The sequence below is a fragment of the Mongoliitalea lutea genome, assembly GCF_014652135.1.
Lineage (GTDB): Bacteria > Bacteroidota > Bacteroidia > Cytophagales > Cyclobacteriaceae > Mongoliitalea > Mongoliitalea lutea.
In genome coordinates this window covers 151,985-170,779 of sequence record NZ_BMYF01000009.1, presented here as the reverse complement: position 1 = coordinate 170,779, position 18,795 = coordinate 151,985, and the positions used below count along the sequence as shown (strand labels likewise).

Below are 18,795 nucleotides of genomic sequence, written 5' to 3'. Positions count from 1 at the left end.
AGGTAATGATTCTACTTCGAAAGATTAAATCAGCTTTTTTTCATTTTAATAATTTTAGGAATAAAATATATCATAGGTATGCTTCTTTCAAGGAGAAAAAAAATGTGCATGCTTGGTTTAAAATACTTATCAAAAACAACCCAAAGGTTTTTATTGGCTCAAACATAAACAAGCCTAATGGAGTTGATTTTCACATTAGGGCTATCCATAAATATGTTCAACACGAAAGTGTACTAATGCCTGAAGATAAAATACTTCAAAAAATCACTATGGATCGATTTTTAGATATGTATCTTAAAGATTTCGAACTTAGTCAACCAGCCGTTTTACATTCCCATGTTTATCCCAAATATATAAATTGGTGTTTGACTCAAAGAAATAAAAACAAATCGATTAAATGGGTTCATACATTTCACGCTCATTATTTCGAAGATTATGCTCCTGATAGAGTTCTACTTGATTGGCAGAAAGAATTTAATCGTGTATTTGTTGATGTGGCGTCTCAAGCGGACATAAGGATTTCCGTTTCAAAATGGCAGCAATTATTTTATAAGGAAAATTTTAATATAGATACAATATATATTCCAAATGGTGTTGATGTTCAGCAGTGTGAACGAGCAAATCCAAATTATTTCAAAAATACCTACGGATTAGAAAACTTTATATTAAATGTAAGCAGACATGATCCCGTTAAAAATCCGAGGGAATTTGTGGCATTGGCGCAGGAATTACCTGACTACACTTTTGTAATTATAGGAAGTGAGTTTTCCGAAAAGCTTTTTCAAGAACACTATCAAATCAAGCCGCCTAAAAATTTAAGAATATTTGATAAGATGACACAGATGGAGGTTCAACACGCTATTGCCGCATCACGTTGCCTTGTAAGCACATCTAAAAAGGAAGGCTTGCCTACTCTGGTATTAGAAGCTATGGCTCAAGCGAAACCAGTAGTAGTATCCAATGAACCGGGTAGTATGGAAGCAATTGACAATGGTAAATATGGATATTTTTATACCTTAGGAAATATTGAAGAATTGAAAAACACTACATTAGAAGCAATAGCTGACAAGGAAATAGGAGCTAAAGCAAGGCAACGAATTCTGAAAGAGTACGATTGGCGGGTAGTAGCGGAGAAACTTGATGCTATTTATTCGTCTGCTTTGAACTTATGAAAATAACTTTTTGTGCTTATGATAAGCCAGGAAGCATTGGCGGGCCTGTAACTTGGTTACAAAATTTACTGCCTGCTTTAAAAAAGAAAGGCTTTGAAGTTTGTTGCCTTATCCTTTTCCATGAAAATGAAACAGGACCCTTATTTGAGCATTTAATTCAGCATCATATAACTTGCGAAGCAACCAAATTCAATTATTATACCGAAGATAACGTCAGGTGGATTTTGGAATGCCTAAAGAATAATCCACCACACATATTTGTACCAAACTTAGTTGTTCCTGCTTACTTTGCAGCTAAGTGGGCTAGAAAAGCAGGGGTTTTTACAGTAGGAGTATCACATTCTGATGATCCTTTTTATCATGCTATTCAAAAAGAGTTTATTGATGGAAGAAAGGACTTCAGATTAGATGGTATGGTATGCGTATCTAATGAGCTTGAAAAACAGCTAAATGCTAGTAAATTTTCTACTAATGTATTTATTAAACGAATACCCTATGGGGTTCAGATTCCTGAGAATAAATCCAATCGAACAAATAATGAGTTAAAGGTAGTTTATGTAGGGCGCTTAGCAGAAGAACAAAAGAGAATTTCTGAGGTTGCACGAGCATTTTGTAAGATGACATCACTTCTTTCTAATGTAACTGCTGAAATTTATGGGGATGGTCCAGACCGTGCCAATGTTGAAGCTGTATTAGCAGAAGAGGGTAGTGGATTACCAATTTTTTTAAAGGGAAGTGTACCTTCGGATAGCGTTCAAAAAGAATTATTAACGGCACATGTTATTGTTTTATTATCAGATTTTGAGGGCTTGCCTATAGCAATCCTTGAAGCTATGGCTTGTGGTGTTGTTCCAGTTTGCTTACGTATGAAAAGTGGCATTTCTGAACAAATACATCATGGTGAAACTGGTTTAGTTGTCAATGACAGAGAAAATGATTTTATATTGGGAATAAAAATGTTAGCGGATGATTTGCTTCTTTGGGAAAAAATGTCTTTCAATGCCAAACAGTATACTCGGGAATTTTTCACCATAGAAAAGTGTCACCAATCTTGGGAAGATTATTTTAATAGTATTAAAGTAGTTAATCCAAAGCCACTAGTTATTCCCCGAAAAATCAACTTACCAAAAGTCAATACTTATCTAGCAAGAGCAGATAGACGTAAATCTTTTCAATTGAAGGATATTTATTATAAATTAAGAATTAAACTAGGGAAATACAAAAGAATTTTATTTAAACAGTAAATTTAGTTTTTTCTTGGAGGCAGTCAAAATTTGTATTATTCAGTCAGGAACCAGTAATTTTAGTGGTTCTTTCATTAAGGCTCATGCGGAATTAATGAAAGGAGATAAAGTATTACTGCATGGTCCCTCTTATGATTGGCACTTCAAAAATAGAGCAATAAGGTTTTTTTATAGCAAGAATCCATTACTTCAAAAAATAAAAAAGGCTCTTCCACATTGGTTGTATCATAAGAGAGTTAATCTTTGGCAAAACACTTTTGAAGGAAAACTAGACGCTTTGGCTGGCTTTTTTAAAACGCATAAGGTTGATGTAGTGTTGGCCGAATTTGGATTTCAAGGTGCTGTGATTGCCCCTTATTTGGAAAAATTGGGGATACCTTTGGTAGTTCATTTTCATGGTCATGATGCACATAGAGATACCTTGTTAAACGAAAGTATAGTAAATGATTATCAATTTATGTTTAACTATGCACATAAAATAGTAAGTGTATCTCATTTTATGACAGATAAACTGCTGAGGCTTGGCGCTCCTCATGATAAAATTGTTTACAACCCTTATGGTCCGCAAGATTTTTTTTATGATATTAAACCAGCATATGGTAATATCATCCTAAATGTGGGGCGATTTACAGATATTAAAGCCCCTCAACTTACCTTATTAGCATTTAAAAATGCACTACCCCAATGCAAAGGAGCCCATCTAATAATGGTAGGTACTGGAGAGCTTTTAGAAGCTTGTATATCACTATCAAAAGCATGGCGAATCGAAGATCATGTTACTTTTACAGGAGGTATTAATCATGATCAATTAATTCCCTATTTTAAAGAGGCTTGTATGTTTGTACAGCATTCAGTTCAGCCTAGTTATGGTGATGCAGAAGGTACTCCAAATGCTATTTTAGAAGCAAGTGCGGCAAGTCTTCCAGTAGTATCCACAAAACATGCCGGAATTTCTCAGGCTGTATTGAATGAAAAAACAGGGTTTCTAGTAGATGAATATGATGTAGCAAGTATGACAAAGGCAATTGTTCGCTTGTATAATGATAAATCCTTATGTCATCAAATGGGTGACGCTGGTAAATTGCATATTCAATTAAACTATAATATCAGTCGACATATTTCAATATTGGATGAATTAATGATTTCGGCAATTAAATCAAAGAAATAGATAATAATAATGAAAACACATTTGGTATCAGGTGGCTGCGGTTTTGTCGGTCGGAACATGGTGAAGAGATTATATAACAATACACAAGATCGAATCTTGTTCATAGATAACCTTTCAGTCGGAAAACATCCTCAAGAATGGCTAAATCAACCATTAAAAAGAAAAGATGGTACATTAGAAGTTTATGGAGAAGATGAACGATTATTGTTTATTGAAGAGGATTTCAGAATTACTCTTGAAAAATTATTAAATAAGCCAGATTTTTTAAAGAAAGAGTTAGGTTTAGATGAAATCGCTTTTTCAGATGTTTATCATTTTGCTGCTATTGTAGGAGGACGTGCCATGATAGATGGTGATCCTATCCAAGTTGCACTAGATCTTTCAATTGATGCCGAGTTCTTTTATTGGGTGAGTCGGCATAAACCAGAACGTGTCCTATATCCAAGTAGTAGTGCTGCCTATCCCATCAATCTTCAGACCGAAGGTAATGCTATTCAATTAAAAGAATCTGATATAGATTTTCATCAAATGGGACAACCAGATATGACTTACGGTTGGACTAAGTTAACCGGCGAATTTTTAGCACAAATTACTGCCAAACATTATGGCGTTAGCATTACCTGTATTCGCCCTTTTTCTGGTTATGGCGAGGATCAGGATTATTCATATCCAACACCAGCCATTGCGAGGAGGGCTGTTTACAAGGAAGCACCCTTTGAAGTATGGGGAACTGGATATCAAGGACGTGATTTTGTTCATATTGATGATGTTTTGGATTGTATAGAAGTAGCCATGAATAAGATTCACGATGGTACGGCAATAAATATTGGTCAGGGTATATTAACTTCATTTCGTGATTTGATTGAGATTTTCTGCGAATTGGCTGGATATCAACCTGAAATTAAACCTTTATTAGACAAGCCTGTAGGTGTTCATAGCAGGTATTGCGACATGTCTTGGGTCAAGGAAAATCTCGGATGGGAACCAAAGATTTCTATTCGGGAAGGAATGAAAAGGGTCTATGAGGCAGTAAAGTTGCGTGAGATTGAATTAGGAAATCTTAAGCCTAGTTGATGTATGAAAATCTTATTTGCAAATTTCATTTTAAAAGGAAATCTATTTATGGAGGACCTTAAACAAGGACTTGAACAACATGCAGAAGTTATATGGGATTTTGAGGAATTTTGGAAATGCGAAAACCATTACGATATCATCCATTTACATTGGCCTGAATTTTTATCTTATGATGTTCAAAAATATGTTTGGACAACGGATCCATTCCCGAAGGAATTATATGATAAAATTGAGTCTTGTTTAAAGCATTGGAAGAAGAGTTCAACAATAGTATATACTAGACATGTTCAATATCCACATTTAAGGCATGATGATGATTACCTGAATTTATATCGTATGGTAACATCCTATTGCGATACTGTTGTTCATTTTGCTAATTTTAGTATTGAACAATTCAAATCTTGGTATCCAGAACATAAAGGTATTACCCATGTCGTAATACCACATCATAATTATGCTTCAATACCTAATAACTCAACAAGAGAAACAGCAAGAAAACATCTTAAAATCAAATCAGATGCAACAGTAATGATTGTGTTTGGTCTGATAAAAGAACATGAAAAGGAATTAATTAATAAGGCATTTTCCTTTATTCCCACAAAAAACAAGGTTTTGCTGGCTCCAAAATGGAAAATCAACAGGCGAAAAATAGGTTATATACGACTTCGAGAGTGGGTTTGGAAATTTGAAAAATGGTTGGTATCTCTTAATTCAAAAAGAATTGTTGACTTGGGATTTATTGAAGATGATGAAGCTCATTGGTATTTAAACGCAGCAGATTTTTTATTTATTCCAAGAACGAATGAGCTAAATTCAGGCAATATCACATTAGGTTGTACTTTTGGATTGGTTGTTGTTGGAAAGAAAGGGTCTGATATTGGAGAGATTTTAGATGAGACTGGTAATCCTACTTTTGAAGTTGGAAATGAAAGTAGCCTCAAGCAGGCGATTTTAAATGCAATTGAATTAAGTAAGGAAGGTCACGGAGAAATAAACAAAAAAATTGCATTTAAAGAATGGGATGTATCAAAGATTGCTGATGCGTACATAAATGTTATGAAAACTTCAATAGAGAATAAAAGAAGTTTATAAGCTTGCTTTAGATATTTATTATGTTTGATGCAGTTTTTAAAGAAGAGTTTGGGCAGGCAAAGTTAGTGTCTGTAATTATTCCTGTTTACAACAGAGAATTTTTATTACCTGAAACAATACATTCCGTGTATAATCAAACCTATAGACCCATTGAATGTATAATAGTTGATGATGGGTCGACAGATAACAGTAAAAAAATTATCCAAGAATTTCAGAGAAAGTTTAATTCTGAATTTTTTAATATTAAACTTATTGAACAATCCAATGCGGGTGCACCAGCGGCAAGAAATAATGGTATTCATCATTCAAAAGGTGAATTTATCCAATTTTTGGATTCAGATGATTTGATATATCCTGACAAACTTCAAACTCAGGTCGAATTTTTACTGAAGGAATCTTCTGTTGATGGAGTTTATGGTGATTGGCACCATGGTACTAAAGAAAGCTTTAAGCTTGTTTTTGGGGAAAAATGGGAAGACACTATTTCACAATTTTATGGAGGTCGTGTGATTCATACGTTAAGTTTTTTGTTTCGTAGATCAATGATTTCAAGGATAGGTCTTTGGGATGTCAAATTAAAGCGAAATCAAGAGGTTGACTATTTTTTACGTGCGGCTTTAGCTGGTGGAAATTTTGATTATTTGAGAATAGTAACAGGCTTATGGAGGGAACATTTTGGGGAGCGAATTATCACTAGTAATGGTGCAATTCATGCTCTTGCATTTCATCATAAATGGATAGATAAATTTCAAAAATTAGGATTATTAACCAAGGAAAGAAAAAAAACTGCAGCTTACTTTTTGTTTTGGCATGCTATGGATTTAGGTAAAGAACAAAAAGAAATAGCTATTGAAAATTTAGAAAAAGCTTATTTTTTGTTTCCTGAAATTCCTGAATTCAATACTTCAAAAATCAAATTTTTAAAAAAAATTTTAGGAATAAAATTAAGTCTAAAACTTTGGTATGAACGAGCGAAATCTAAATAAATTCATCTAAAGGTTATGTCCCAGCAATTTGTTTCGATAATTGTTACTTGCTTTAATCAGGCCCATTGTATAGAAAATACTTTAGAGAGTGTTAGGTCACAGACTTATTCTTATTGGGAATGTATAGTAGTTGATGATGGTTCTACAGACAATAGTTCAAATATTATAAAAGAGTTTGTCAATCGCGATGATAGGTTTTCTTATATTTATCAAACTAATTCAGGTGTTGCAAAAGCTAGAAATAGTGGCTTTGCGAAGGCTAAAGGAAATTTCATAAATTTCTTGGATGGGGATGATACATTTTTACCTCAAAAAATTGAACTTCAGTTAAGGGTTTTTGAAGACCATCCAAAAACAATGATTTGTATCTGTGATCATCAGCACTATCACGTGAGTACTAAAAAAATAGCCTACTACACATTTGAACCAATTGAGGAATTTCCTTTAAAACAATTTTTATACAATTGGCAAAATGGAGTGGCCTTTCCTCCTCATGCTGCTATGTATAGAAGAACATTGTGGGAATCATATGAAATCCCTTTTGCAGAAAATTATCATCATCGCAGTGAAGATTGGGTATTCAATATTATAGTTGCTCTGAAACAACAACCCTATTTTTTTTTAAATAAGATTCTTTGTACCTACCATCATGATAAAGCAAATTACACTGCGGATATTTTTAATAGTGCATCAAGTGCTATTTATGCCGCTTTTTATATCCAATCTTTTCTTCCAGAAGGAATTCAATCAGATTTTTTAGATCATACCGTAAAAAAGTCATTTAATCGATATGTAGAAAGTAAAAAGGTACAATTATTGCAAAGTTCTGGTAATTGGAGATTAGGCAATATTTTGTCAAAACCCTTTTTTGAATTACTAAGATTTTTTAAAAAGTTAACATGAATTTTTTATCACCCAATATAAATGAGCAAATTTTTACATCTCTGCAAATTGGTGATAACAGACCGCTTTGGTCTGTTGTAATTCCTACATTTAATTGTGCGGATTTTTTAAAACTAACATTAGACTCAGTACTGATCCAGGATAGAGGACCAGATGAAATGGAAATTATTGTAGTAGATGACCTGTCAACCAAGGACAATCCAGAATCTGTAGTTAAACAATATGGCAAAGGTCGTGTACAATTTTATAGACAGGGAAAAAATGTCGGAAAAAGTCAAAATTATGCAACAGGTATAAGATTGGCCAAAGGGCATTACATCCATTTATTACATGGGGATGATACAATAGCTAATAACTTTTATTCTTCAATAGAAAAGTTGTTTGAGCAAAATCCTCAAGCTTCAGCGGGATTTTGTAGGTGTAATTACATCAATGAGGAAGGGGAAATAATTGGAGAAACATCTGTGTTATTAAAAGAGTCTGGAGTTTTAACTGATTTTATTGGTGTGATTGCTGTTTGGCAATGTATTCAACCTCCTTCAATAGTGTTTAAAAGGGAAGTCTATGAGCAAATTGGAGGGTATGACAATCGTCTTCAATACATAGAAGATTGGGAGTTTTATGTAAGGTGTGCTCTTCATTTTGATTTTGCCTATACACCTGAAATACTGGCAAACTATAGGGTGTTTCCTACAAATTCATCGAGTCAGTCAATAAAAGGAGGTAAACGTGTGGCAGCAATTCGCCAAGTGATTTCTATTATTGATTCATATTTGCCAAAAGAAATAAAGAAAAGAATTGTTAACGAAAGGAAAGAAGCTGTTGCTATTTACTTACTTAATTATATACCTTTAGTCGTTTCAAAAAGAGATTTTAAGGGATTTATCAAGTTTTCAATTGCTTTTTTTGCTTTTAATAGAAAGGTTAAATTAGTTGGTCGGTATTTTAGATTTGTTATTAACTTTAAAAAATATTTAAAGGATTAGTTATATTGATAAAAAATGCTATTGAGGCCTACAATATGAAAAAAAAACTTAAAGTAAAATTTGTGGACTTCTGGCCCAATTTTAATCCCATTAATAATACTTTTCTTAAAGTAGTAGAATCTTTTTTTGAAATTGAATATGCTGATAAACCTGATGTTTTGTTTTATTCCTGCTACGGAACTGAGTTTTTGAAATATAGTTGTCCACGGATTTTTTATTCTGCCGAAAACATCCGTCCAGATTTTAGATTTTGTGATTTTGCTTTGACTTTTGATCATCTTAATGATCCTAGACATTTCAGGTGGCCTTTGTTTCGCCGTTGGTTTAACGAATCTGATTTGACGAAAAAGAAAAATATTGGTCAAATTATTAGTGAAAAGAAAGGATTTTGTTCTTTTGTTGTCAGTAATGCTCTAGAATCTGAGAAGCGTCTTAATTTTTTCCATGAACTATCTAACTACAAAGTAGTGGCATCTGGTGGACGTTATGCCAATAATGTTGGTGGTCCTGTTGCAAACAAGGCTGAATTTATTAAAAATTATTATTTCAATATAGCTTTTGAAAACGCTGAATATCCTGGTTATACTACAGAGAAAATAGCAGAACCCTGGGTGCATGGATGCATACCAATATATTGGGGAGATCCTTTGATAACAGATGATATCAATCCTAATTGTTTTATTAATGTCCGGGATTTTTCATCAACTAATGAGGTAATTGATTATATAAAATTTGTGGATTCTTCTAGTTCTTTAAAGGAAAAATATTTATCAGCTCCTTTTTTTAGAGATAATAAAATACCGGAACATCTTAAGGATGAGGTTATTGCTGCAAAGTTGAGTGAATTTATAAATATGTGTTTGGATGGACTATCAACAAAAGCAGCTAAGTATTGGCATAGACCATATTTTTACATAAGAAAAATTCGTGGAGGAAGCCGGTTAGTCAAAATTAATTTAAGATAAAATAAAGATTTTTCATTGAGTAGAAAAAAATGTCATAGTTATATTGTTATTTTGGATCACAAATAAATGTATATTTACAGCAAATTTTACAGTATGAGAACATAGAGTGCTCCTTGGAATTATAGCGTGGTGGATTACTTTTTTAAAAGAGTGTATCCTATAATGCCTGCAAAGTTTTTTCTGATTTTTCCGAAGTTAAATTTCTATAACTATGCCTTATTTTCCAAAAATAGATGGATTAAGGAGCCTTGCTATCATCATGGTTATTATTCACCATGCTGCATCAATTTTTAGCAAATACGTTGATCTTGGATACGCTGGAGTTGATTTGTTTTTTGTAATTAGTGGATTTTTAATTACCACAATTCTATTAAAATCTAAAGAAGGCTTTTCTAAAAGTTATAAAATATTTTTTGCTCGACGATCGTTAAGAATTTTTCCTCTATATTATTTTTCATTGCTCATTTTACTTCTTTTGGGACATCCCATAGTGGTTCAAGAAATTGGATACTTACTAACTTATACTTATAATTATCGATATCCCTTTGTTCGTGATGCAAATCCTATAGGTCATTTTTGGACACTCGGTGTAGAAGAACAATATTACTTATTTTGGCCATTCTTAGTTTTAGGATTGAAAAGAAAACTTCCCCTCTTAATGTTGGTGACTTTTTTGATGATTATTTTTGCGTATTTGCAGATTTACTTTCATTTAATTCCAAGTATAAGCGTGTACAATTATACTGGACTCCCTACACGAATGGGTTCACTTGGATTAGGTTCTCTTGGTGCAATGTTTTACAGTGACTCTGGGGTTTTCTTAAAAAAGCTTTTGCATGAAAAATCCATTGAGGTAATCATGGTGTTTTTATGGTTTTATGCATTAATTTTTACAGAACCTTTGTTATTGGGTTTTGGCTCTCTATTCATGGTTTTAAAAGCCGCAGAAAACAGTTTTAATTTCAAACTATTTCATTCATTTTTAGAGGATAAGCGCATGTTGTTTTTAGGTAGGATATCATATGGACTATATGTGTATCATGTAATTGTTATTTTTTATGGTACTAAGTATCTGTTTGATCCTGTGTGGAAAAGTATAGATTGGCAAAGTTTTGGGAGATTAAGCATTTTGCAATTTCATTCATGGATAATTAAGCTTCCATTGTACTCATCTATAACAATTATATTATCAGTTTTATCATTTAAGTATATTGAACAGCCGATTTCTAAATTAAAGGACATTTATTTTAAAAATTAATTTCTTTTCGTGTTAAAAAATTAGCATATTTTCTTTAAAACTATTGAGAAATGCTTGGTATTTTGTGAATTCCTTATGATCCTTAATGTTATCTAAAATCTATCTTTTTTAATGACCTAATATTTTTTTCTAAATTTTTCATTTATAATAGCTATACTTTTTTCAATTTGGGTTTTTATCAGCGTTATTGCGATTAATTAGTATTGTATGTTTGATTAATAAAATTTTAATTTTATCGTACTTAAATAAATTAAAATGTTATTTAATTCCTTAGACTTTGCAATTTTCTTACCTATAGTTTTTTTGTTATACTGGTTTTTGGTGTCAAAAAAATTAGTCTATCAAAATGGCTTGGTAGTCCTTGCAAGTTATGTGTTTTATGGTTGGTGGGATTGGCGTTTTTTATCGTTAATATTGTTTAGCACAATAATTGATTTCACCATTGGGAAAAAATTAAAAACAGAAAGTAATCCAACGATTCGAAAAATTCTATTAAGCGCAAGCATACTAATTAATATTGGTTTCTTAGGCTTCTTTAAATACTTTAATTTTTTTGTTGATAATTTTGTAACTGCATTTAGATTTTTGGGTAGCGAAATTCAACCCAACACTTTAAATATTATTCTTCCAGTTGGAATTAGTTTTTATACATTTCAAACCTTAAGCTACACCATTGATGTTTACAAGCGCAAATTAGAACCAACACAGGATTTTTTAGCCTTTGCAGCATTTGTTAGCTTTTTTCCCCAGTTAGTAGCTGGCCCTATCGAACGAGCTAGTAATTTGTTGCCTCAATTTTTGATGCACCGCAAATTCGAATATGCCAAAGCAGTAGATGGGATGCGTCAGATTTTATGGGGACTATTTAAGAAAATAGTTATTGCAGATAATTGTGCCGAGTTTGCCAATGAAATTTTCAATAATTCTTCCGATTATTCTGGGAGTTCTTTATTCGTTGGATCACTTTTTTTTGCTTTCCAGATTTATGGGGACTTTTCTGGTTATTCGGATATTGCCATAGGTACAGCAAGACTTTTTGGATTTAACTTAAAACAAAATTTTGCCTTTCCATATTTTTCAAGAGATATAGCAGAATTTTGGAGAAGGTGGCATATCAGCTTATCTACATGGTTTAGGGATTATCTCTACATACCTCTTGGAGGAAGTAAAGGAGGAATTTGGATGAAGATTAGAAATACCTTCATTATTTTTATTGTAAGTGGTTTTTGGCACGGTGCTAATTGGACTTTTATAGTTTGGGGAGTATTGAATGCATTGTATTTTCTTCCTCTTTTATTAACTAATACTAATAGGAGTAATTTAGTAGTTGTTGCACAGGGTAAGTATTTTCCTTCTTTGAAAGATGTAATGAAGATGTTTGTAACATTTATGTTGACAGTGCTTGCATGGGTTTTTTTTAGAGCCGAAAATATGGGGCATGCAATTCAGATTTTAACAGAAATTTTTTCTGGCTCATTTTTTGAAGCTCCCGATTTTCATGACGGGAGTAAGGCAATTAAGTTAATTGCACTTTTAATACTATTTATGGTAATTGAATGGATAGGGAGAGAAAATAAGTATGCTTTGGAAAATATATATAAGCTTAAACTGCCAATTCGTTGGGTTATTTATTTCATTTTAGTTTTTGCCTTATTCTATTTAACAGGCATGGCAGATTTAGACCAAGAATTTATTTATTTTCAATTTTGATGAATGAAAAAGTTTATTAAAAAAATCATTGTATTTCTATCGGTAGTGCTTTCTGTATATATGTTGATGTCTTTAAATGTCAAAAAAAGGAATGATATCCGAAACAATGATTACATGTTAGCGATGATAGACAAACATCAAAGAGTAGAAGGATTGAATTCTCCAAAATTAATATTTGCTGGAGGATCAAATCTTGCTTTTGGATTAGATAGTGAAAGAATACAAGAAGAATTGGATATTCCAGTAGTTAATTTAGGATTGCATGCTGGTTTAGGTTTAGACTTTATGTTGAAAGAATTGAAAGATCAGACAAAAGAAGATGATATTGTAGTGGTTTCTTTTGAATATTTTCTTGATAATTCTGGAGATAGAGAGTTAAAAAAGCACATCCGTAGAGGATATGCAGCTGCACAGAAATACTATCCAATTAATTTAAAAGATGAAATATTGTCAGATATTTTCAATCTTAGACTAAGGATTAAATTTCCTCTTAAAGAAGTGAAATCAGATTCTTTACCAAAATTTAGGCCTTACACTAGATCTGCTTTTAATATTTTTGGAGATCATATAGCCCATCTCGAAAAATCACATAATTCAGACTTGATGGATAGAAGTGTAATTCCATACACTTATTGGTCAGGAATAAAAAAAATTAATAAATTTTCAAATGAGTTAAAAGAAAAGGGTGTAGAATTATATTTTATGTATCCCCCTTACCCCAGTAGTGAGTATGAAGTGAATAAAGAAACAATTAGTATGTTAGATGTAGATATTTCGGCTGATTTAGAAATTGAAATCTTGAGTACTCCAGAGGATTTCGTTATGGCAGATTCATTGTTTTTTGATACCATATATCACTTAAATAAAGATGGGAGAGAGTATCGAACAGATCAAGTAATCAAGCTCTTAGAGCCCCATCTTTCAAGTGAGGAGAATTGAAAATGAAAGGTTATTGATTTTCGGTTATGAATGATGAATAATGAGTTTAAATTTGTAATTCTAAAGGTAAAAAAAGTATAATTTAAAAAAATGAAAGTCTATCATTTGTATTAACTATATCTATGTTAATGAGATGATTTTTTTGTGTCAACATGAATATACCCCTTGTTTCCGTTCTCACTACTGTATATAATCGTGAAAAGTTCCTTGCTTCTTGTATTGAAAGCGTTTTAGCCTCTAGTTTTTGTGATTGGGAAATGATTATAGTCGATGATCAGTCCTCTGATAATTCACTGAATGTTGCCTTAGCATATGCAGTAAAAGATAAAAGGATAAAAGTTTATAAAAATGAAGAAAACCTAGGTGATTATCCAAACCGGAATAAGGCAGCAAGCTATGCTAAAGGCAAATATATTAAGTACCTAGATGCAGATGATTTATTGTACCCACATGGCTTAGGAATTATGGTAGAGAATATGGAGGCTTTTCCAGAATGTGTTTTAGGTATTTCCCAAGAAGTTGTAGAAGATTACAGTCCCTATCCATTTGTTATGTCTCCAACTGAAACTTTTAAACGTGAATTTCTGCAAAGAGGAGTCTTGGGGTTAGGACCTACAGGTACTATTATAAAAAGAGATGTTTTTGAAAAGTTGGGAGGGTTTACAGGTACAAGATATATTGGTGATACTGAGCTTTGGTATAAACTTGCGATGTATTATCCTGTATTAAAAATGGTTCCAGGTCTTACATTTTGGAGGAGACATGAAGATCAGGAAATCACTAAAGGCCAGAAAAGTTTTTTTTACCTTGAGAATTCTTACAAGCACAGCATTAATACCTTAAATAACCCTGATTTTCCATTGATGGATTTAGAGAGGCAAATAGCGCTTAATAAAATTAGAAGGCGTTTTTCAAGAGATATTTTCAAGCTTGTGATTAGAAGAGAATTTCGTCTTGCAAATAAAATAAGAAATTCTGCTAACCTAAGCTGGATTGCACTTTTGAAAAATTTATATAGATCTTAAATAATTCCTATATTTTAATTACAAATTTTGTTTAACATAAGTGTTGATGGAAAAGGTTAGTGTGATTATTGCTCTTTACAATGCGGAAAAGTATATAGAAGAAACGCTTAAATCAGTAACCCATCAGACTTACAGTAATATTGAAATTGTAGTTGTTAATGATGGTTCCTCTGATAATAGTGTTGAAGTTATTGAACGGATGGCAATCCCAAATTTAACTCTCTACACAGTGCAAAATTCTGGACAATGTGCTGCTTCCAATTTTGGGATAAAAAAAGCTAGCGGAGAACTTATTAAATTTTTAGATGCAGATGATATTTTAGATCATCGGGTAATTGAAAATATGGTTTTGAAGTGGAAGGAAAATCCAAATAGATTAGTATTTGGTCCCTGGCGTTACTTTTCTAACAATCCTGAACACTCTTTAGCTTCAAATTATTTCTTTTTTAAAGATTATTCCTTCAGTTTAGATTGGTATATTGAAGTCTTAAAAACCTCTGAAGCAATGTTGGCGGGTTGGATGTGGCTTATACCCAAATCAATTCTTGAGAAATCAGACGGTTGGGATGAACGCTTACATTTAATGAATGACTTTGAGTTTTCAACTAGACTAATTTTGAATTCTGATGGTATTGGTTTTGCTACCGAAGCTATACATTTTTACAGGAAAGGTTTAACTAACGCAATGACATCAAAGATGAATGATAAAATAGCTATGTCAATATTTACAGGTGTAAATACTGCATGTGAAAACATATTGCTTGTTGAAGATTCGATCAGGACAAGAGCTGCTTTTTCTAATCAATTTCAAAAATGGGTTTATCATTTATATCCTTCCCAAAAGTCAATTGTCCGATTAATGGAATCTAAAATCAAGGAATTGGGAGGAAGTGAGTTAACTCCAGAAGGAGGTAAGATTTTTCAATTATTAATAATCATTTTACCATGGAAGTTTGTCAGGTATATTCAATGGGTTCTACATAAATCAATATGGAAACCAGTATTATCATGGAAGATGAAAAATAAAATGAAAAGTAATTTCGGTAATTAACTAATAAGTAAATTGAATACTATCATCGTCAGTCCTTCTGGAAATTTTTATGGGAGTGAACAAGTTTTGTATAATTTTTTAAATAAGACTTCTAACAAATACAGAGTTTATGTTCCCAAATCATCAGTGTTTTATTATAAACTTAAGGAATTACAAAAGCACAGAATTAGCGGATTTAAAAGTTTGCCGTGGTTATATTTCAAACTATGTTTAAAGGTATTAGCGGGTGGTTTAAAGTCCATCTATATCAATGAAGGTGGACATATTAAGTATGCAAAACTTTTAGCTAAAATAGCACCTAAGAGTTCGATTATTTTGCACATAAGGCTTTTGGAAGATTGTGAATCGAAGCGTCTAGGAGTATTACCATCAAACGTCAAGCTGATCGGGATATCGGATTTTATTTCCCATAAGTTAACTGATTATCCTCATTCCGTGATTTATGATCCCATCGATGTAAATGACCTTACTGTCTCTGAGAAAATAAATAGAAAAAAACAATTCACAGTTGGAATAGTCGGTCGAGTTTCAGAAACAAAGGGTGTAGCTTATTACGAAGCGTTTTTCAATCATATTTTTTTAGGATCATTTAAATCAACCATAGAGTTTCATTTTTTTGGTGATGTTATTTTTTCTGAAGAAGTTTCCACTAAATTTTATGAAACGTTTTCAAATAAGCATTATCCGGTTTTTTTTCGGGGGTTTGTACAGAATCAAGATGAACTATTTGGGCAGCTTGATTTGGTTTTACATTTAAATCCCAATGAACCTTTAGGAAGAGTAGGATTAGAAAGTTGGTCTCGAGGGATACCTTTTGTTTGTTTCAATTCGGGTGGTACAGGTGAAATTAATAAAAGGCTTGGCCTTGAATCTTTTTCTATTGATGTGATGGAAGGATGGGAAGATTTACTTAAAAACCGCATTGAAAAAATTATGAAAGAACTTCCATCAGAAGATATATCTCGTGCGAAAAAAGGGATAATCAGAAATTATGGGTCATCAAGATATGTGTCGGAGTTAGAGAACCATTTTAAGTACTAATGCGACTTTTGAAAGTGATTTATATTGGACAATATTCCCATGGAACAACTTCACGTATGCGTGGGGAAATATTAAAGAATCTTTTGTGTCCTGAATCCTTTAGAGTTATTGATACCCATGTGCCATTTAATAAATCAAATAGATTTTGGAGATCCATAGCGTTTAGATTTAAGTTTGGAATTGCGGTTAAAAAAATTAATGACCATGTTGTAAAGGAGTTAAGCAGTGAATTTGTTGATTTAATTTGGGTAGATAAGGCTACTTTTTTGACGGAAAATGTAATCAGACTCCTCCGAAATCATACCAAAAAATTGATTCATTTTACTCCTGATATGATGTTTTATGCCAATAAATCTCAATCATTTATCCGTAGCTTAAATTATTATGATGTGTTGGTTACGACAAAAAAGAAAGAAGTTGAAATGTATCATACATATGTCGATCCAAAGAAGGTTTACCTTGTTACCCAAGGATACGATCCATCTATTCATAGAAGCCAACAATCTTTTAATGAAAAATCAGATTCAGTAGTATTTATTGGTTTAGCAGAACCTTCAAGAGCGGAAATAATTCAATATTTGATTGGCCATAGAATTGATGTTCAATTGGCTGGATTTGGTTGGAATAGTTTTTTGAAAAGAAATAAAAATAGTCCCTATTTAGCATTTCATGGAACAGTTGTATCTGGTGAAAACTACAGTAAACTAATTAGTAGCGCTAAATTTGGACTAGGGTTGCTGTCTAAGCGGTTTCCCGAATTGCATACCACCCGTACTTTTGAGATTCCTGCGTGCGGTACTGCTTTATTAACTGAGCAAAATGAAGAAATCCGAGGGTTATTTGAAGAAAACGAAGTTATTTATTTTAATTCAAAAGAAGATTTAGTCAAACGAATTCAATACTTTTTGAAGGAAAGCAATGAATTAGAAAATTTAACTACCAATGGAATGAGCAGGGTCAAGAGTTCTGGTTATGATTACAAAAGTATTATTTCTTCAATTTTACAGTATTCTGGAATATGAATAAAGTTGCGGTAATTCACTATATGCCTTTGGAATATTATCCCCCTGTCACAAATTTTTTATGTTGTTTAGTAGCAAATCCTGTAAGAGTGAAGGTGTGGTCAACTGAAAATCAAAAAAGCAGAAATGTTTTCCAGCATCAACAAATAGAGTCAATCAACCGAAGTCCCCTTCCAAACCTGGAAGAAAGTAGCTTGATGAGGCTTCTAAAGTATGTGATTTTTAATTTTCAAGCGCTATTTGGGTTAATTAAATTCAGGCCTGATTCAATTGTATATTTTGAGAGTTATTCAGTTTTTCCAGTTTTTATTTATCAATTTTTTTTTAAAAATAAGGCAGCTATATATATACACTATCATGAATATGAATCTCCTGCTGATTATGAAAAGGGGATGAGGCTGGTGAGGTTTTATCATCACTTGGAAAAAAAAAATATTTATCCCAAAGCTAAGTGGATATCCCAGACAAATGCTGATAGGCAACGATTTTTCAAGATGGATCATCCGTTATTAAACGATAACCAACTTTTTGTAATGCCTAACTTTCCACCTCAAAACTGGTATAATCCGAAAATAGAAAGTGAAAGAAATTTTGAGAAATCTATAAACACTGTTTATGTAGGCGCCCTCTCTTTAAAAGACACATATATTGAGGAATACTGTGAATGGGTGATTTTACAAAATGGAAGAATCACCTTTGATATTTATTCCTATAACTTGCATTTAGATACTTTTGAGTATTTAAAGAGACTTAGATCACCTTTTATTAATTTTTATGATGAAGGGATTGACTATGAGTCATTACCAGTTACGTTGAGTAACTATTCCATAGGGCTGATACTCTATAAGGGCTCTACTCCAAACTATGTTTACAATGCGCCAAATAAGCTATTTGAATATCTTGCATGTGGACTTCGTGTAGTATTTCCTGACGTTATGAAAGGTATTTATCCCTATGCATCTGAGATTGTAAAACCGATAGAATTTACTAAAATACCCTCAATATCTTTTTTTCTTGAATTGGACAGAGAACCATTTTTTTTTCAAGAAAAGTATTCAGCTGAACGAGCTACTGCTCAACTAGTATCTAAACTTACAAATCATATGAAATATAATTAGCATGTGTATTTTAGAATTTTCCAAGTATCTTTAAATCAAAT

Annotated in this window: 17 protein-coding genes; all 17 read left to right on the top strand. The window is 32.3% G+C overall.

Going from position 1 to position 18,795, the window contains the following annotated elements:
* Positions 1 to 5: 5 nt before the first annotated feature.
* The 17 genes from IE080_RS09155 to IE080_RS09075 all read left to right on the top strand — a co-directional run bounded on the left by IE080_RS09155 (position 6) and on the right by IE080_RS09075 (position 18,754).
* On the top strand, positions 6 to 1,172 hold the full coding sequence (locus tag IE080_RS09155) for a glycosyltransferase family 4 protein (RefSeq protein ID WP_189581035.1): 1,167 nt from the start codon (positions 6 to 8) through the stop codon (positions 1,170 to 1,172).
* Positions 1,169 to 2,416: a glycosyltransferase family 4 protein gene (locus IE080_RS09150; RefSeq protein WP_189581033.1), complete on the top strand. Its 1,248-nt coding sequence runs from the start codon at positions 1,169 to 1,171 to the stop codon at positions 2,414 to 2,416. The genes IE080_RS09155 and IE080_RS09150 overlap by 4 nt, the downstream gene beginning before the upstream one ends.
* Positions 2,417 to 2,429: 13 nt before the next feature.
* The gene (locus tag IE080_RS09145) at positions 2,430 to 3,584 is read left to right on the top strand and encodes a glycosyltransferase family 4 protein (RefSeq protein WP_189581030.1); all 1,155 of its coding nucleotides are present in this window, start codon (positions 2,430 to 2,432) and stop codon (positions 3,582 to 3,584) included.
* A gap of 9 nt (positions 3,585 to 3,593) precedes the next feature.
* On the top strand, positions 3,594 to 4,658 hold the full coding sequence (locus IE080_RS09140; RefSeq protein WP_189581027.1) for an NAD-dependent epimerase/dehydratase family protein: 1,065 nt from the start codon (positions 3,594 to 3,596) through the stop codon (positions 4,656 to 4,658).
* Positions 4,659 to 4,661: 3 nt separating this feature from the next.
* Entirely contained in the window at positions 4,662 to 5,750 is a 1,089-nt protein-coding gene (locus tag IE080_RS09135; RefSeq protein ID WP_189581024.1) for a glycosyltransferase family protein, read from the top strand.
* 20 nt (positions 5,751 to 5,770) lie between these two features.
* Positions 5,771 to 6,736, top strand: a complete 966-nt coding sequence (locus IE080_RS09130; protein ID WP_189581021.1) for a glycosyltransferase family 2 protein — start codon at positions 5,771 to 5,773, stop codon at positions 6,734 to 6,736.
* Positions 6,737 to 6,751: 15 nt separating this feature from the next.
* Complete coding sequence (locus IE080_RS09125) at positions 6,752 to 7,639, top strand: glycosyltransferase family 2 protein (protein ID WP_189581018.1); 888 nt, start codon at positions 6,752 to 6,754, stop codon at positions 7,637 to 7,639.
* Positions 7,636 to 8,625: a glycosyltransferase gene (locus tag IE080_RS09120; RefSeq protein ID WP_189581015.1), complete on the top strand. Its 990-nt coding sequence runs from the start codon at positions 7,636 to 7,638 to the stop codon at positions 8,623 to 8,625. The genes IE080_RS09125 and IE080_RS09120 overlap by 4 nt, the downstream gene beginning before the upstream one ends.
* Before the next feature lie 35 nt (positions 8,626 to 8,660).
* The gene (locus IE080_RS09115; RefSeq protein WP_189581012.1) at positions 8,661 to 9,590 is read left to right on the top strand and encodes a glycosyltransferase family 10 domain-containing protein; all 930 of its coding nucleotides are present in this window, start codon (positions 8,661 to 8,663) and stop codon (positions 9,588 to 9,590) included.
* 211 nt (positions 9,591 to 9,801) lie between these two features.
* Complete coding sequence (locus IE080_RS09110) at positions 9,802 to 10,848, top strand: acyltransferase family protein (RefSeq protein ID WP_189581009.1); 1,047 nt, start codon at positions 9,802 to 9,804, stop codon at positions 10,846 to 10,848.
* Between the two features lie 255 nt (positions 10,849 to 11,103).
* Positions 11,104 to 12,558 carry an MBOAT family O-acyltransferase gene (locus tag IE080_RS09105; protein ID WP_189581006.1) on the top strand — a complete coding sequence of 485 codons (1,455 nt, stop codon included), beginning with the start codon at positions 11,104 to 11,106 and terminating at the stop codon, positions 12,556 to 12,558.
* Positions 12,559 to 12,561: 3 nt separating this feature from the next.
* A complete protein-coding gene (locus IE080_RS09100) occupies positions 12,562 to 13,497 on the top strand; it encodes a hypothetical protein (protein WP_189581003.1) in 936 nt (311 codons plus the stop codon).
* A gap of 152 nt (positions 13,498 to 13,649) precedes the next feature.
* Positions 13,650 to 14,522 (top strand): glycosyltransferase family 2 protein, encoded by an 873-nt coding sequence (locus tag IE080_RS09095; protein ID WP_189581000.1) that lies wholly within the window; start codon positions 13,650 to 13,652, stop codon positions 14,520 to 14,522.
* A 46-nt stretch (positions 14,523 to 14,568) separates the two neighbouring features.
* Positions 14,569 to 15,573, top strand: coding sequence for a glycosyltransferase family 2 protein (locus tag IE080_RS09090; RefSeq protein WP_189580998.1), 1,005 nt, complete (start codon positions 14,569 to 14,571; stop codon positions 15,571 to 15,573).
* Between the two features lie 12 nt (positions 15,574 to 15,585).
* Positions 15,586 to 16,614, top strand: coding sequence for a glycosyltransferase (locus IE080_RS09085; RefSeq protein ID WP_189580996.1), 1,029 nt, complete (start codon positions 15,586 to 15,588; stop codon positions 16,612 to 16,614).
* 14 nt (positions 16,615 to 16,628) lie between these two features.
* Positions 16,629 to 17,636, top strand: coding sequence for a CgeB family protein (locus IE080_RS09080; RefSeq protein WP_229800568.1), 1,008 nt, complete (start codon positions 16,629 to 16,631; stop codon positions 17,634 to 17,636).
* Positions 17,633 to 18,754 carry a glycosyltransferase family protein gene (locus IE080_RS09075; protein WP_189580992.1) on the top strand — a complete coding sequence of 374 codons (1,122 nt, stop codon included), beginning with the start codon at positions 17,633 to 17,635 and terminating at the stop codon, positions 18,752 to 18,754. Before IE080_RS09080 ends, IE080_RS09075 begins: the two co-directional genes overlap by 4 nt.
* Positions 18,755 to 18,795: the final 41 nt, after the last annotated feature.

Coding starts and splice junctions, on each gene's coding strand:
- IE080_RS09155 (WP_189581035.1), top strand. CDS start 6: ATGATTCTACTTCGAAAGATTAAATCAGCTTTTTTTCATTTTAATAAT.
- IE080_RS09150 (WP_189581033.1), top strand. CDS start 1,169: ATGAAAATAACTTTTTGTGCTTATGATAAGCCAGGAAGCATTGGCGGG.
- IE080_RS09140 (WP_189581027.1), top strand. CDS start 3,594: ATGAAAACACATTTGGTATCAGGTGGCTGCGGTTTTGTCGGTCGGAAC.
- IE080_RS09135 (WP_189581024.1), top strand. CDS start 4,662: ATGAAAATCTTATTTGCAAATTTCATTTTAAAAGGAAATCTATTTATG.
- IE080_RS09130 (WP_189581021.1), top strand. CDS start 5,771: ATGTTTGATGCAGTTTTTAAAGAAGAGTTTGGGCAGGCAAAGTTAGTG.
- IE080_RS09125 (WP_189581018.1), top strand. CDS start 6,752: ATGTCCCAGCAATTTGTTTCGATAATTGTTACTTGCTTTAATCAGGCC.
- IE080_RS09120 (WP_189581015.1), top strand. CDS start 7,636: ATGAATTTTTTATCACCCAATATAAATGAGCAAATTTTTACATCTCTG.
- IE080_RS09115 (WP_189581012.1), top strand. CDS start 8,661: ATGAAAAAAAAACTTAAAGTAAAATTTGTGGACTTCTGGCCCAATTTT.
- IE080_RS09110 (WP_189581009.1), top strand. CDS start 9,802: ATGCCTTATTTTCCAAAAATAGATGGATTAAGGAGCCTTGCTATCATC.
- IE080_RS09105 (WP_189581006.1), top strand. CDS start 11,104: ATGTTATTTAATTCCTTAGACTTTGCAATTTTCTTACCTATAGTTTTT.
- IE080_RS09100 (WP_189581003.1), top strand. CDS start 12,562: ATGAAAAAGTTTATTAAAAAAATCATTGTATTTCTATCGGTAGTGCTT.
- IE080_RS09095 (WP_189581000.1), top strand. CDS start 13,650: ATGAATATACCCCTTGTTTCCGTTCTCACTACTGTATATAATCGTGAA.
- IE080_RS09090 (WP_189580998.1), top strand. CDS start 14,569: ATGGAAAAGGTTAGTGTGATTATTGCTCTTTACAATGCGGAAAAGTAT.
- IE080_RS09075 (WP_189580992.1), top strand. CDS start 17,633: ATGAATAAAGTTGCGGTAATTCACTATATGCCTTTGGAATATTATCCC.